The organism is Mucilaginibacter pankratovii, assembly GCF_014773265.1.
GTDB lineage: Bacteria > Bacteroidota > Bacteroidia > Sphingobacteriales > Sphingobacteriaceae > Mucilaginibacter > Mucilaginibacter pankratovii.
The window spans coordinates 1-14043 of record NZ_JACWMY010000009.1 but is presented as its reverse complement, the minus strand read 5'-3'; the positions used below and the strand labels follow the sequence as shown (position 1 = coordinate 14043).

Annotated in this window: 13 protein-coding genes and 1 pseudogene; 9 read left to right on the top strand and 5 right to left on the bottom strand. The window is 45.1% G+C overall.

Going from position 1 to position 14043, the window contains the following annotated elements; all coding sequences use genetic code 11:
* Positions 1-9: 9 nt before the first annotated feature.
* The gene (locus IDJ77_RS27695; protein ID WP_224751148.1) at positions 10-1170 is read left to right on the top strand and encodes a VWA domain-containing protein; all 1161 of its coding nucleotides are present in this window, start codon (positions 10-12) and stop codon (positions 1168-1170) included.
* Positions 1070-1999 (top strand): vWA domain-containing protein, encoded by a 930-nt coding sequence (locus tag IDJ77_RS27690; protein WP_224751147.1) that lies wholly within the window; start codon positions 1070-1072, stop codon positions 1997-1999. Before IDJ77_RS27695 ends, IDJ77_RS27690 begins: the two co-directional genes overlap by 101 nt.
* Before the next feature lie 156 nt (positions 2000-2155).
* Here IDJ77_RS27690 and IDJ77_RS17120 read toward each other — a convergent pair whose 3' ends face one another.
* The 4 genes from IDJ77_RS17120 to pdhA all read right to left on the bottom strand — a co-directional run bounded on the left by IDJ77_RS17120 (position 2156) and on the right by pdhA (position 6587).
* Positions 2156-2854 carry an SMUG2 DNA glycosylase family protein gene (locus IDJ77_RS17120; RefSeq protein ID WP_191190205.1) on the bottom strand — a complete coding sequence of 233 codons (699 nt, stop codon included), beginning with the start codon at positions 2852-2854 and terminating at the stop codon, positions 2156-2158.
* Positions 2855-2856: 2 nt separating this feature from the next.
* The gene (locus IDJ77_RS17115; protein ID WP_191190204.1) at positions 2857-3645 is read right to left on the bottom strand and encodes a M90 family metallopeptidase; all 789 of its coding nucleotides are present in this window, start codon (positions 3643-3645) and stop codon (positions 2857-2859) included.
* Between the two features lie 217 nt (positions 3646-3862).
* A complete protein-coding gene (locus IDJ77_RS17110; protein WP_191190203.1) occupies positions 3863-5557 on the bottom strand; it encodes a pyruvate dehydrogenase complex dihydrolipoamide acetyltransferase in 1695 nt (564 codons plus the stop codon).
* Between the two features lie 34 nt (positions 5558-5591).
* Positions 5592-6587 carry a pyruvate dehydrogenase (acetyl-transferring) E1 component subunit alpha gene (gene pdhA / locus IDJ77_RS17105; RefSeq protein WP_191190202.1) on the bottom strand — a complete coding sequence of 332 codons (996 nt, stop codon included), beginning with the start codon at positions 6585-6587 and terminating at the stop codon, positions 5592-5594.
* Positions 6588-7282: 695 nt separating this feature from the next.
* On the opposite strand from pdhA, the gene IDJ77_RS17100 reads away from it, so the two are divergent.
* The 3 genes and pseudogenes from IDJ77_RS17100 (at position 7283) to IDJ77_RS27865 (ending at position 9015) form a co-directional block, all read left to right on the top strand.
* Entirely contained in the window at positions 7283-7864 is a 582-nt protein-coding gene (locus tag IDJ77_RS17100; RefSeq protein ID WP_191190201.1) for a C40 family peptidase, read from the top strand.
* 64 nt (positions 7865-7928) lie between these two features.
* Positions 7929-8751 (top strand): annotated as a pseudogene (locus IDJ77_RS17095) (CapA family protein); the annotation flags it as partial.
* A 9-nt stretch (positions 8752-8760) separates the two neighbouring features.
* The gene (locus tag IDJ77_RS27865) at positions 8761-9015 is read left to right on the top strand and encodes a metallophosphoesterase family protein (RefSeq protein WP_191190199.1); all 255 of its coding nucleotides are present in this window, start codon (positions 8761-8763) and stop codon (positions 9013-9015) included.
* Between the two features lie 40 nt (positions 9016-9055).
* Here IDJ77_RS27865 and IDJ77_RS17085 read toward each other — a convergent pair whose 3' ends face one another.
* Positions 9056-9241, bottom strand: a complete 186-nt coding sequence (locus tag IDJ77_RS17085; RefSeq protein WP_191190198.1) for a hypothetical protein — start codon at positions 9239-9241, stop codon at positions 9056-9058.
* 616 nt (positions 9242-9857) lie between these two features.
* On the opposite strand from IDJ77_RS17085, the gene IDJ77_RS17080 reads away from it, so the two are divergent.
* The 4 genes from IDJ77_RS17080 (at position 9858) to IDJ77_RS17065 (ending at position 13848) form a co-directional block, all read left to right on the top strand.
* The gene (locus IDJ77_RS17080) at positions 9858-10310 is read left to right on the top strand and encodes a 3-oxoacyl-ACP synthase (RefSeq protein ID WP_191190197.1); all 453 of its coding nucleotides are present in this window, start codon (positions 9858-9860) and stop codon (positions 10308-10310) included.
* A 145-nt stretch (positions 10311-10455) separates the two neighbouring features.
* Positions 10456-10860, top strand: coding sequence for an RNA recognition motif domain-containing protein (locus tag IDJ77_RS17075; RefSeq protein WP_191190196.1), 405 nt, complete (start codon positions 10456-10458; stop codon positions 10858-10860).
* A 531-nt stretch (positions 10861-11391) separates the two neighbouring features.
* Positions 11392-11955: a ribosome recycling factor gene (frr, locus tag IDJ77_RS17070; protein ID WP_191190195.1), complete on the top strand. Its 564-nt coding sequence runs from the start codon at positions 11392-11394 to the stop codon at positions 11953-11955.
* Positions 11956-12087: 132 nt separating this feature from the next.
* Positions 12088-13848 carry an ABC transporter ATP-binding protein gene (locus tag IDJ77_RS17065; protein WP_191190194.1) on the top strand — a complete coding sequence of 587 codons (1761 nt, stop codon included), beginning with the start codon at positions 12088-12090 and terminating at the stop codon, positions 13846-13848.
* Positions 13849-14043 lie beyond the last annotated feature (195 nt).

Below are 14043 nucleotides of genomic sequence, written 5' to 3'. Positions count from 1 at the left end.
TTAAACATTATGAAAAATTTTGTATTACTCATTTTGATAATGGCCGCTGGCCTCAGCGGATTCCGCCAGGATGCCGCCCGTACTATCACCGGAACCGTTATCGGCGCAGATGATAAACTCCCGGTAGTCGGCGCCACGGTGCGTTTAAAGGGCACCAACTTTGGCACCCAAACCGACGTTAGAGGCAATTACCATATACAGGCAGAAACCGGCCGGGTGCTAGTTGTAAGTTACCTTGGCTACATTACGCAGGAGGTGCCCGTTGGGAAAAGCAAGGTGATTGATGTCACACTTAAACCAAGCAACAAAACACTCAATGAGGTTGTTATTACGGGCTATGCCCCACAAAAGAAAAAGGAGCTTACCGGCTCAGTGTCTGTCGTAAACATTACTTCCGCAAGCAATGCGGCTCCAGCTAATTATGACAATGTGCTTCAAGGGCGTGTCGCTGGCATAGCGGTAACCCAGCAAGGTGCCCCGGGTGCAGCTCCCAAAATAATGTTTGGCGGCATTGCAAGCAATGATAAATACGGTTATTATGCTCCCACTAAAGCGGACGACGAAAGCTACAAGGGCATCGTAGAAAACACTTTCCTCAAAGCCAAAAGCAACCCGCTCTCCACTTTCTCTGTTGATGTGGATGCCGCGTCGTATAGTAACTTCCGCAGGTTTATCAACAGCGGGCAAATGCCACCACCTGATGCTGTACGCATAGAGGAGATGATCAATTACTTTAAATACAACCTGGCCGGCCCAACCAATAACGAGCCCGTTGCCATCCATACCGAACTTTCTAACGCGCCGTGGAACGTCAACCACCGTCTGCTGCGCATCGCGCTTAAAGCAAAAACCATCCCTACGGATAACCTTCCTCCATCAAACCTGGTGTTTTTGATAGATGTATCGGGTTCGATGAGTGATGAAAACAAGTTGCCGCTGGTGAAATCGTCCCTAAAAATGCTGGCCGACCAGCTGCGCCCGCAGGATAGGGTTGCCATGGTGGTGTATGCCGGCGCGGCAGGCGTGGTGCTGCCATCAACCGCCGGTGATAAAAAGGCAACCATTTATAATGCCATCGATAATTTATCTGCAGGCGGCTCTACAGCTGGCGGCGCGGGTAAAACTGGCCTACAAAATAGCCGCCGAAAACCTGATGAAAAAAGGCAATAACCGCATTATTCTGGCCACCGACGGCGATTTTAACGTAGGTGCATCCAGCGACAGCGACATGGAGAAACTGATAGAAAAAGAGCGCGAAAGCGGTATCTTCCTATCGGTTTTGGGTTATGGTATGGGTAACTATAAAGACAGTAAAATGGAAACCCTTGCTGATAAGGGCAATGGCAACTACGCCTACATAGATAATATTACCGAGGCCCGCAAAACCCTCATCAGTGAATTTGGCGGAACCTTGTTCACCGTTGCCAAAGATGTAAAGCTGCAGGTGGAGTTTAATCCGGCCAAAGTACAGGCATACCGTTTATTAGGTTATGAGAACCGCGTTTTAGCCAGCGAAGATTTTAATAACGACAAAAAAGATGCGGGTGATATGGGCTCGGGGCATAACGTAACCGCTTTTTACGAGATTATCCCGGTAGGCGCAAAAGATGATCTCAGCGGTTCGGTAGATCCGTTAAAATATCAGAAAACCGACGTTATCAAAACCGCCGCACCTACAAATGGCGAACTACTGACCATTAAATTCCGGTACAAAGAACCAACCTCAAACCAAAGCAAGCTAAGCCGGGCAATTGTTAAAGATACGCCCGCCGGTTTCGATAAAACCTCATCAGATTTTAGGTTTGCAGCGGCAGTAGCCGAAACGGGTATGGTGCTGCGCGATTCGCACTTTAAACAGGGTTCAAACTTTGCCCAGGCCATCAGCATTGCCAAAGCCGCCCGCGGCGAAGATGCCGAAGGTTACCGTGCCGAATTTATCCGCCTGGTAGAAAGTGCGAGGTTGCTGGCGAAGACGGCAATGGTGAAGGAGGAAGAATAAACCCAGTTAAACCTGCGTAGATCGTCATGTTGAATTTATTTCAACACCCCATCATATAAGTAGCCGCCATGCGTTAACCGCTTTGCATGCCGCTTACCTGCCGTGTGGGGTGCCGAAATAAATTCGGCATGACGTTTTTATTCTTAACCCTAATCTTTAGCCCTTCATCCTCGCAAACGCCTCCAGATACTTGTCGATATAAAACTGTTTCGATCTGCTTTTATACTGCATAATAAACCGGGGATGCTCCAATGCGATAACCTCTTTAAAGAACCCATATTCGGCATTTAGCTTTTTAATTAATTTCTCATTTTGCCCGGTACCAAAACAAAAGCATAGCTCAGTGTCAACACCCATGGCTATTTGTTTTTTGATGTTCTGGATGATATAAGGAGTTACCGTATCAGCAAGTACTGCGCTATCATAGTAATTGTAATTCTTTTCCCTGCCTTTATTATCCATAACAGTAAAGCCAAGCGGACAAACCGAATTGATATAGATATCCCTGTAGAAAGCCTCCGGCCCACCGTAAGCGTTTATCACCTCGTAAACGTATACAGAGGAAGGCTCGTGCGTTATCTTGCCCTCATAAGAAATATGGCACTCGCTTATTAATCGCTTCGGGTCGGTAAAGGGCACACCTGTAACCCCGCCGCCAAACCTGCCGGGATTAATGCCCAGGATAAGGTGGCGCTTATTTTCATCACTATAGTACTTGCGATAAAATTCTTCGGAGATACGCAAAGCTTGCTCCTCTTCTCTGAATGGGTTCATGATCCGGATGCCTGCTGGCAGCTCAGGCCCCGTGTACTCCAGTTGGCGGTTAAACTTGATGACCCTGTCGGCGAATGTCATAACTATTGTTTTGTCGATGGATCCTGTCCAAATGCCTTGCTCAGCATATCGTATAATTCCGGGTGCCTTGTTTGAAACTGATCGGGTTTAGAAAAGAAGTACTCCGACACTACAGCGAAGAACTCTGCCTCGTTGGTTGCCGCGTAGATATCAATGTCCGACCGGCCTTTGTTTATTTTAAAGATCTCCTGGTGCATCATCTTCACCCAGGGCTCTACGTATTCATGTTCCAGGAAACCTTCGGGGATACCGTCCGTCGCGCCATCGGCTTTATCCAGCAGGTGAACAAACTCGTGGATACCGGTATTTTCTTTTCCTGAGTTTTTAGAGAAGCCTTCGGTTAGCGCCGCACGGGATAATATCATCTGCCCGTTCATGTAACCGCTGCCCACCATGCCCATAATGTTACGGCCCTCACCCTCGTTCCCTTCAAACTCAAAATCTTTATTAAAGGTATCTGGGTATAAAAGTACGTTGGTGATATTGCGGTAGGTCCAATCCTTAAACCCAAAGATGGGGATCACCGCACTTGCGGCAACCATAATACGGTCGGTATCGGTGAGCTCGAGGCCTACTCCTTCGATGCGGACATCATTTAGAAATTGCGCTATTTTATCTTCGAAATGGCCTTTATCTTCATCCGATAATTGGCTATAGTATCTTATATGCTGTACCAACAAATCTTTTTGTGCCGGTGTGAAATCTTTGGAGTTCGTTACTTGATTTTTAACGGACTTTTTTACGCTAAAGAAACCGACGAGAACTAATAAAATGATAATGGTGATAAGCATGCCGGTAAGTTAATAAATATGTAGCATGTGCGAAACCCGGAACTCAGCATATCCAACTGTCCTATGAGATTGCCGCGTCGCCCCTTCTCCACGTTCCCCCGCTGGCTCCTCGCAATGACAATAATGGTAAAAACCGCGCTAAAACAAAAATAGCGATGAGCCTAAACCCATCGCTATTAATCTTGCCGACTTCCGACTTTCCGGACTTCCGACTAAATTATATCAACAGCCTTACCGGCTCCTCTAATAATTGTTTTAATGTTTGCAGGAAACTTGCAGCTAATGCGCCGTCAACCACGCGGTGATCGGAGCTTAAGGTTACCTTCATCACATTACCAGGTACAACCGCGCCATTCTTCACAACCGGAACTGCCTGGATACCGCTTACTGCAAGGATACACGCGTTTGGTGTATTAATGATAGCGGTAAACTCGTCTACACCAAACATACCAAGGTTTGATATGGTGAAGGTAGAGCCTTCCATTTCGGCAGGTTGTAATTTTTTGCTTTTTGCTTTACCGGCAAACTCTTTTACTTCCTGCGAGATATGGCTCAGCGATTTACCATCGGCAAATTTAATAACCGGTACCAGCAGGCCTTCGTCAACCGCTACGGCTACGCCAATATGCACATGCTCATTGGTACGGATCTTATCACCCAGGAATGATGAGTTGATGGCAGGATGTTGCTTCAGCGCAACGGCAACTGCTTTTACAACAAAATCGTTGAATGATATTTTCACCGGCGCTACATCATTGATCTTGGCACGGGCAGCAATAGCCTGGTCCATATCAATCGACATGGTAACGTAGAAGTGCGGCGCGGTGAACAAACTTTCTGCTAACCTGCGGCTGATGGCTTTACGCATTTGCGTAACGTTTCTTTCGCTGAATTTCTCTTCGCCTGTAAAGGTTGGCAATACAACCGGTGCCTTAGCAGGTGCAGCAGCCGGGGCCGACGGAGCGGCAGCTGATGCAGCAGCAGGCTGAGCCTGTGGTGCGGCCGCAGCTGACGGTGTAAAGCTTTCTATATCTTTCTTAATAATGCGGCCGCCATCTGCGCTGCCTTTTACATCGTTAAGGTTTATGCCTTTATCTTTTGCAATTTTACGCGCTAAAGGCGATGCTTTTACACGGCTATCGTCTTCGGTAGAACCGGTTGCGGTAGCAGTTGGCGCAGCTTCGGCGGTTGCAGCAGGGGCAGCTTCTTCTACGGCTGGTGCAGCCTCGGCAGCAGGTGCATCGGCACCACCGTCCAATAACGGGGTGATATCTGTACCGGCCTTACCTACAATGGCAATAATGCCATTAACAGGGGCAGCTTCGCCTTCTTTAACGCCTATATATAATAGTGTACCGGCTTCGTAACCTACAACTTCCATGGTAGCCTTATCGGTAGCCACATCAGCCAATGAATCATCTGCTTTTACGGTATCACCAACTTTAAAGTACCATTTTTCAATGGTGCCTTCAGTCATGGTATCGCTAAGCAATGGCATGCGTATAACGGCAGCCGGGATGCTGGAAAGATCTACTTTGGGTTTTGCCTCAACAGGGGCAGCTGGTTTTTTATCTTCTGCAGGCGCTGGTTTTGCTTCCTCTTTTGCAGCTTCAGGAGCTCTTTCTTCTGCAGCCGGGGCGGCGCCAGCTTCCAGTAATGCTTTATAATCCTCGCCTTCTTTACCCAATACAGCTATAATAGCGTCAACAGGTACGGCGTTACCCTCTTCAACACCAATATATAATATGGTGCCGTCCTGGTACGATTCAAAATCCATAGTGGCTTTATCGGTTTCGATCTCGGCTAAAACATCGCCCGATTTCACCTTGTCGCCAACTTTTTTATGCCATTTTGCCAATACCCCTTCGGTCATGGTATCGCTCATTTTGGGCATTTTAACTACTTCAGCCATATACTGTTTGTTGTTAATATTTTAGGTATAATAATTAGTCGCGAATGTAAGGGTAATCTTGCTGCACATAAACATCGGTATAAAGCTCCGATGCCTCCGGCCATGGCGACTCTTCAGCGAATTTCACCGCTTCGTCTACCTGTGCTTTTATCTTAGCGTCAATTTCTTCAAACCATTGGTCGTTGGCGTAGCCTTCTTTTTGTATAGCAAGTTTTACCACTTCAATTGGGTCTTTTGCTTTGTAGCTTTCCAACTCTTCTTTGGTACGGTATTTTTGCGGATCGCTCATCGAGTGGCCCTTGAAACGGTAGGTACGCATCTCCAGGAAAGTCGGGCCTTCGCCGCGACGGGCACGTGAAACAGCCTCGTCCATTGCGTTGTGCACGGCAACCGGGTCCATACCGTCAACCGGTGATGATGGGATACCGTAAGGCAAGCCTAATTTATAAATATCAGTTTGTATGGTGGTACGCTCTACAGATGTACCCATGGCGTAACCATTGTTTTCGCAAACAAAAATTACAGGGAGTTTCCATAGTGCAGCCATATTAAAGGTTTCGGTTAAAGCACCCTGGCGTACGGCACCATCACCCATATAGGCAATGTTTACGTTATCAGTACCTTTATACTTTTCGGCAAAAGCTACACCTGCACCCATTGGTATTTGGCCACCTACAATACCATGCCCGCCATAAAAATGGTTTTCTTTGTCGAACATGTGCATCGAGCCACCCTTACCTTTTGAGCAGCCGGTTGCTTTACCATACATCTCGGCCATAATAGCGTTTGGATGTGTGCCTTTTGCCAAAGCGTGGGCATGGTCGCGATAGGCAGTTATCATACTGTCTTCGTGGCGTATAACCGACATGGCGCCGGCCAACACTGCTTCCTGCCCAATGTACAGGTGACAAAATCCGCGTATTTTTTGCTGACCGTATAATTGACCGGTTTTTTCTTCAAACTTACGCATCAGTAGCATGGACTCATACCACATCAGGTAGGTGTCTTTAGTTATTTCGATTGAACTCATTTGTTAAAAACAATTCTAAGAGAATGTGCAAATCTAATTATATCTCGCAAATAACCGAAACTGCAACGAATTTGTTGTAAAGATTTATTTAACGTGAATGTAACCTTTTCATCCCCAAAACGCGCATTTCGGCAAAAGCAGAATATCATTTGGATAGTGTGTAAATAATACGCTTTGCCGCAATGCAATATATAGGTTTCCCGCAATTATCTTTTCGACGATCAGCCGAACGAACAGGATCAATTTTACATTAATTATACTGATAAATCTTAAAAAAGATATAATGGCGCTTCTCTGTAGCGAATAGCAGAGAAAAAGCGCAGAGTGATGCAGATATTTAATCATCACAATAGCAAGTTTGCACGTATCTGTGAAAAATCTGCTCATACTGCGGTAAAGCCTTGACCTCTCTTCTCGTGAAAAATTTCCATATTTTCGCTGCTCATCAAACAAACAATTATAAATTATTACCTATTGAAAATTAGTTGTTTAACCATTTATCGCGAATTGCAATATTCACTTTAACGATAACTTTATTAACGTTGGTTAATATTATTTACCACAACGAACATGAAATTAATTTCATTATTTATTTGGTGGTTTAGAATATTTATATAGATTTGTATCTAACAATAGACACACCGTCTGATTTAATATACATTTGTTGTCCTAATTGCAACAAAAAACGGGATTAAATGAAGAAACTCGCACTTGCTATTGCATTATTTATGAGCGTTTTAGCCGCACAGGCTCAAACAAAAAGTGTTCCAACTCCCGCCGTCGAATCTGACGATCAGGAGTCATTAGCTAAAGATTATCTTTCACAAATTATGGGCGTGGCCTTATCGGCAACCTCTAACATGAAACTTTTCAATTTCGTGCACGATTGGATAGGTACTCCTTACCGTTTCGGCGGCAGCTCAAGAAAAGGAATAGATTGCTCAGCATTCACCAAGCAATTGTACAGTGATGTTTTTAACTTAACTATCCGCCGCAGCTCACGCGATATTTTCAGCATGGTTAACCCCGTAGGTAAAGATGATCTGAAAGAAGGTGATTTGGTTTTCTTTAAAATACACAGCCGCAGCATTTCGCATGTTGGCATATATTTAGGCAATAACAGGTTCGCGCACGCTTCATCCCGCGGTGTAGCTATCAGCAGCCTCGATGACGCTTATTACAGCCGTTACTTTTACAAAGGCGGCCGTATGCTGGAGTCGTTTAAAAACGAGCTAACCAGCAGCAGCGCAGATCAGCCAGGACCGGACAATAATTGATTAAACCTAAATTATTATATTTCCCTCATCCTCCCATCTTAAATTTGGGGGGATTTTTTTTGTCATGAAATTAGGTCTGATATTTACATCACTTTTTTGCGCAAGCCTCTTTTTGGGGAGTTGCAATAACCCTCCCGCACAGCTGGCTGCCAAACGGCAACCGGCTGTAGCGCCTGCCGCGGTTGATACCGTTGCGCCACCTCCTCCTGCAGATACCGCTATTAACATAGCGGCCGTTGGCGATATGATGCTGGGCACGGCTTATCCAAACAATAACAATTTACCGCCCGATAGCGGGAAGAATAGCTTTAAATATGCGCTTAAAGATCTGCGCGAAGCCGATATCGCTTTTGGCAACCTGGAAGGTGCGCTAATAGATAGTGGCGCACCCGCTGCCATGAAGTTAAAATTCCGCAGCAAGCCATACCTGTTTAAAATGCCCGAGCATTATGGCGGCATTTTTAAAGATGCAGGCTTTGATATTTTGAGCGTGGCAAACAACCATAGTAATGATTTTGGGCTAAAGGGCCGGGTAACTACGCTAAAAATACTGGATAGCCTGGGCATCCATTCCGCCGGGCTAAAAACGGTGCCTACAAAAACCTTCACCTTAAATGGTGTTAAATATGGGTTCTGCGCGTTCTCGCCCAACAGCCAAACGGTATCGTTGCTGGATATTAAAGGGGCGTCGGCTATTATACAAGAATTAAAACAACAAAGTGATGTGGTGATCGTATCGTTCCATGGTGGTGGCGAAGGTGTTGCTTTTGAGCATGTACCCTGCGTGCCCGAATCATATAACGGCGAGCGACGGGGAAATGTAAATGCATTTGCGCACGCGGCCATTGATGCAGGGGCAGATGTTTTTGGGCAATGGCCCGCACGTAAGCCGCGCGATGGAATTGTATAAAAACAGGCTGATAGCTTACAGCCTGGGTAACTTTTGCACTTACCGCAGCGTAAGCGTGGCGGGTATTTGCGGGCTGGCGCCTATGCTAAAATTGCGCATCAACAAAAAAGGCCAGTTTTTAAGTGGCCAGATAGTATCCTATAAACAATCGCACGATAAAGGGTTACTGCCCGATACGCTAAACCGCGCCTCGCGCCGTATTAAAACCCTTACCGAAACGATTTTGAAGCCTCGGGTTTAACTATTTCCGAAACAGGGGTAATTATGCCGGCTGCTTTAAATTAAGCTTCGTCTTTAGTATTGCGCACCAGGCTAATCCCCGTAGAAAAGAATAGCACAGATATAATGCCGACTACGATTAAAGTTGTGGTTTGGCCTGAATGATTGATAACTCCAACACCGGTCCAAATAAGGCCTACAATGCCCAGCACGGTAAGTACGGCTCCGAAAGTACGTTTTAAATTCATGGTTTTTAACAGGTTAAATTGTTGTGACTAAAAGATGTACAGCTATTAACCAATTTGGCGATGGTTTGTTTTAGATGCGTGTTAAAACCATACCGCTATGAAGAAGGGCGCGTATACCCGCCGGGTAAAAAAACGGCCAATCTCACAGAAGTAAGGCACGGCAAAATTTTGTAATGGAAAGACGCAGCCTATCTAAAGTGGCACTACAGCAAAAAGGCCCATCAATAGCAGCAGTATAGAAAGGAGTATCAATGTGAACGTATATCCTTTGAAAGCATTTTGTTTAATATGCGGGATCATGTGTACCGGTTTTGTATTATCTCATTACGCAGCAAAATGCCAAACGCAACAAAGCAGATAATATTTTTTTCGCCGGATTGTTTTGGCGCAGAACAAAAATCAAAAGCTTTTATCATTTGCAAGTAATTTGAGACGGTTTTACACAACATTTGGGTAATACATTTCGTTTACAAAGGACATAAGTGCATCCGCACTTATAATTGTGATAAGGTTTAGGTTGAAAGTCCCCGGCAGCGAGTGCACGGGGGCTTTTATTTTTTAGGCAGTTTTGATTGCGATTTTATTTAGCATCTTCGTTTTTTTCAGGATAACCAACATGAGCGATATAAAAGAGAAGCTGCACGCCTTATGTGTTGCCTATGTAAAAGGCCGCATGCAAGCCGCCGAAGAGGCCATAGCCGAAGCACAACAAGCCGCCAACAACGATACCAAAAGCAGCGCCGGCGATAAATACGAAACCGGGCGCGAGATGGCGCAGCAGGAAACCAACCGAAACCTGGCCCAATTAAACGAAGCTAACAAACTAATGGTGGCCCTAAACCAGGTAAGTTTTAAAGGCACATCCGCCGTAGCCGATACCGGCAGTGTTGTAACTACCAATAACGGAGACTTTTACATCGCTATAAGCGCCGGCAATCTGCTGTTGGATGGCAAAAACTACTTTGCAGTATCGCCAGCGTCGCCAATTGGCTTTAAATTAAAGGGCAAAGGCGAGGGTGAAGAGTTTATTCTAAATGGCAAAAGCTACCTCATCAGGTCGGTTTTTTGAAAAAACAGCCATAAATTGACCTTTTTATTAAAATAAAGCCTGTAGTTTGATAAATTATTGTACAAGTGATTAATATCTATTCTATATTTGGTGTAAACAATAAAATGACAGGAAGAAAAACTGATCATTACTAAACTAATTTTTGATGAACATATTCGTAGGAAGCCTTCCTTACTCTTTAGAGGAAGCAGATTTAAAAGAGCTTTTTGAAGCTTATGGTGAAGTAAGCACCGTTAAAATTATTATTGACAGAGAATCTGGCCGCAGCAAAGGCTTCGGATTTGTTGAAATGTCTGACGATGAAGCAGCTCAAAAAGCAATTTCTGGCCTAAACGGTTCTGAAGTTAGCGGCCGCTCAATTGCGGTTAGCCAGGCTGAAGACAAAAAACCGGGCGATCGCAGAAGCGGTGGCGGCGGTGGTGGTTACGGCGGCGGCGGTGGAAACCGTGGCGGCGGTGGCGGTGGCTACTCAAGAGACAGCAGAGGTGGCAGCGGCGGTGGCGGCGGTTACTCAAAAGATAGCAGAGGCGGCGGCGGTAGCCGTTGGTAATTCTTTAAAGGTTTTAGCAAAGCACTGTTTCAACCGGTGCTTTGCTATTATTTTTCATTTGCACGCTTTCATGATTTTTTGGTAGCGTGATTTTTTATGCGCCAATGTTTCGTCCGCTTTCTTTTTACAGCTAATTTTTTTCGCTGTAAGTTATCTCTTATCTTAAAATTAAAAGAACCATGGGCTACCCTGTAGAAAAACTCGTGTCGCAAAAACACACCAAGGGTTGATCCGTTGCTCATCACAAAACAATAATTTACCCACATAAAACACATTGTGGGTAAAACCTTAATTAGCAGCGGACCCGCTTTCAGCAGTTTACGGGCTTATTCAGCAATGATTGGTTTAAAATTACACGTGTTCGGGCTTGTTCGGGCTGTTCGCGCCCCATGTCGAACGCGAACAAGCCTGAAAAGCAATTGAAATTATCGCTAAAATCCGTACTGTTAGTAGTTCTGTTTTAAAAGCGATTTCCCTGCTTTAATTAGGGGCTTTGATACTTTTTATTATTTTTGTCAAAAATCTTAAACAATGAGCGAACTCATTAAAAAACAAGTAACTGATGCAAAAGCTTTAATGGACAAAGCCATTGCACACGCAGATAGCGAACTAACCAAAATACGCGCGGGCAAAGCCAACCCTGCCATGCTGGATGATATTACCATCGACTATTATGGTACTGCTACCCCGCTTAGCCAGGTAGGCAGTGTGAACACACCCGATGCACGCACCATTGTAGTGCAGCCCTGGGAGAAGAACCTGCTGCCATTGATAGAGAAAGCCATTAAAGAAGCCAACCTGGGTGTAAACCCGCAAAATGATGGCATCATCATCCGCATTAACGTACCGCCGCTTACCGAAGAGCGCCGCCGCGATCTGGTTAAAAAAGCCAAGGCCGAGGCCGAAACCGGTAAAGTTGCCGTGCGCAACATTCGTAAAGATGCTAACGAGAAAATTAAAAAATTAAAAACCGAAGGCGTATCTGAAGATGAGATAAAAGTTGGCGAAGCCGAAGTGCAGAAACTGACCGATGCCTACATCATTAAAGTAGATCAGCTATCAGAAGCTAAGGAAAAAGATATCATGACAGTTTAAAGTAACTTAAACTGTTTAGGGAAGGGAATAGCCGGTGTGGTTATTCCTTTTTTTATTGACTCTACTTTAACCGCATTGTCAAATTAAAGGGAATGAGCTTCTTAGCCGTTCCCTTTTTTTAGTTTTGCGGTAATGAAAATACTCTTATCTTATTTATCTAAATATAAGTGGATTGTGGTGCTCGCCCTTGCTCTGGCCGCCATTAACATTGGTTTTTCTTTGTTGGACCCACTTATCACCGGGAACATTGTAGACCAGTACATGATCCCCAAAGACGGTAAACATTACACTTATGAATATCGTTTACATGGTGCACTGATGCTTGTACTGCTGGCTGTTGGTGCTGCAATGGTATCGCGCATTGCAAAAAACTTCCAGGATTATTTTACCAGCATCATTGTACAAAAAACCGGCGCCGAAATGTATGCCGACGGGTTAAAACATTCGCTTGAATTGCCTTTCCAGGTATTTGAAGATCAGCGAAGCGGCGAAACGCTGGGTATACTGCAAAAAGTCCGACTCGATTGCGAAAAATTTATCACTTCTTTCATCAGTGTGTTGTTTGTGAGCCTGGTGGGAATGGTGTTCGTAATAATTTACTCTTTAACGGTAAGCTACAAAGTAACTCTTGTATATTTTGCCGCCATCCCTGTTATTGCCATTGTAAGTTCACTGCTCAGCAGGCGCATCAAAACCATACAAAAATCTATTGTTGCACAAACTACCGCTCTTGCCGGTTCTACAACCGAATCGCTCCGCAATATTGAATTGGTGAAAAGCCTCGGCCTGGCCAAGCAAGAAATTGAGCGACTTAACAAAACCACCTACAAGATCCTCGACCTGGAATTGAAGAAAGTAAAGTTTGTACGCAGCATGAGCTTTGTGCAGGGTACAACAGTAAACTTTGTTCGTAGTTGCATGGTGGTGGTGCTGTTAATGCTCATTTTTAAAAGTGAATTAAGCCCCGGTAACTATTTCAAGTTCCTGTTTTATTCGTTTTTCTTATTCAACCCCCTGCAGGAGCTGGGGAATGTAATTCTATCGTGGCGCGAAGCGCAGGTATCCCTCGCCAATTTTAGCCGTATCCTTAGCATCCCGATAGATAAAAAACCTGAAAAACCGGTGCTACTGGAGAAAATTGATACACTTACTTTTAGCGATGTAAGTTTCAAACATTTAACTGCTAACCGCAACGCGTTGAACCACATCAACTTTGAAACCACTGCCGGGCAAACCATTGCCTTCGTAGGGCCTTCCGGTTCGGGTAAAAGCACGCTGGTTAAATTGCTGGTTGGGCTGTACCAGCCATTGGAGGGCGATGTAGCCTACAATGGTATTTCGCGCAGGGAGATAGACCTCGACCAGCTCCGCGAGAAGATAGGTTTTGTAACGCAGGATACGCAGTTATTCTCCGGCACTATCCGCGAGAACCTGTTGTTCGTTCGCCCGGAAGCAACGGATGAGGATTGTATGAATGTATTGCAGCGCGCCGCCTGCCAAACGCTATTGGCCCGCGCCGATAAAGGCCTGGACACCGTGATAGGCGAAGGTGGTGTAAAAGTTTCGGGCGGGGAGAAACAACGCTTGTCAATCGCGCGTGCTTTACTGCGCCGGCCGGATATTTTGGTATTTGATGAAGCCACGTCTTCATTAGATTCCATCACCGAAGAGGAAATTACAGCTACCATTCGTGATGTATCTATGGTGAATGATCATATTACTATCCTTATCGCCCATCGCCTGTCGACCATTATGCATGCCGACAAGATCTTCGTGCTGGAGAAAGGCCACATCATTGAAGCCGGGAAACATCACGACCTGATAGACCAAAAAGGCCTTTACTACGCCATGTGGAGGCAACAAATTGGGGAGAAGTTTGCAGTGGAGGTATAAGTAATTAACACGGACAAATAGCCACATTGTCATTGCTGTAAGGGTTTAGTAATTCGATGACAGATTAGCGGTTTTAACTTTTGTTGTTTAGGGTGCACATTTCAATAGGTTTTTTACCATTAATACCTTGATGAGGCCTTTCCCAGTTGTAATAAGCGAGGTATTGTAAAAGTTCATCTTCAAGTTCTTCGAGGC

Excerpts from the sequence above, each read along its gene's own strand:
- IDJ77_RS27695 (WP_224751148.1), top strand. The coding sequence starts at position 10 with ATGAAAAATTTTGTATTACTCATTTTGATAATGGCCGCTGGCCTCAGC.
- IDJ77_RS27690 (WP_224751147.1), top strand. The coding sequence starts at position 1,070 with ATGCCATCGATAATTTATCTGCAGGCGGCTCTACAGCTGGCGGCGCGG.
- IDJ77_RS17120 (WP_191190205.1), bottom strand. The coding sequence starts at position 2,854 with ATGACATTCGCCGACAGGGTCATCAAGTTTAACCGCCAACTGGAGTAC.
- IDJ77_RS17115 (WP_191190204.1), bottom strand. The coding sequence starts at position 3,645 with ATGCTTATCACCATTATCATTTTATTAGTTCTCGTCGGTTTCTTTAGC.
- IDJ77_RS17110 (WP_191190203.1), bottom strand. The coding sequence starts at position 5,557 with ATGGCTGAAGTAGTTAAAATGCCCAAAATGAGCGATACCATGACCGAA.
- pdhA (WP_191190202.1), bottom strand. The coding sequence starts at position 6,587 with ATGAGTTCAATCGAAATAACTAAAGACACCTACCTGATGTGGTATGAG.
- IDJ77_RS17100 (WP_191190201.1), top strand. The coding sequence starts at position 7,283 with ATGAAGAAACTCGCACTTGCTATTGCATTATTTATGAGCGTTTTAGCC.
- IDJ77_RS27865 (WP_191190199.1), top strand. The coding sequence starts at position 8,761 with ATGGAATTGTATAAAAACAGGCTGATAGCTTACAGCCTGGGTAACTTT.
- IDJ77_RS17085 (WP_191190198.1), bottom strand. The coding sequence starts at position 9,241 with ATGAATTTAAAACGTACTTTCGGAGCCGTACTTACCGTGCTGGGCATT.
- IDJ77_RS17080 (WP_191190197.1), top strand. The coding sequence starts at position 9,858 with ATGAGCGATATAAAAGAGAAGCTGCACGCCTTATGTGTTGCCTATGTA.
- IDJ77_RS17075 (WP_191190196.1), top strand. The coding sequence starts at position 10,456 with ATGAACATATTCGTAGGAAGCCTTCCTTACTCTTTAGAGGAAGCAGAT.
- frr (WP_191190195.1), top strand. The coding sequence starts at position 11,392 with ATGAGCGAACTCATTAAAAAACAAGTAACTGATGCAAAAGCTTTAATG.
- IDJ77_RS17065 (WP_191190194.1), top strand. The coding sequence starts at position 12,088 with ATGAAAATACTCTTATCTTATTTATCTAAATATAAGTGGATTGTGGTG.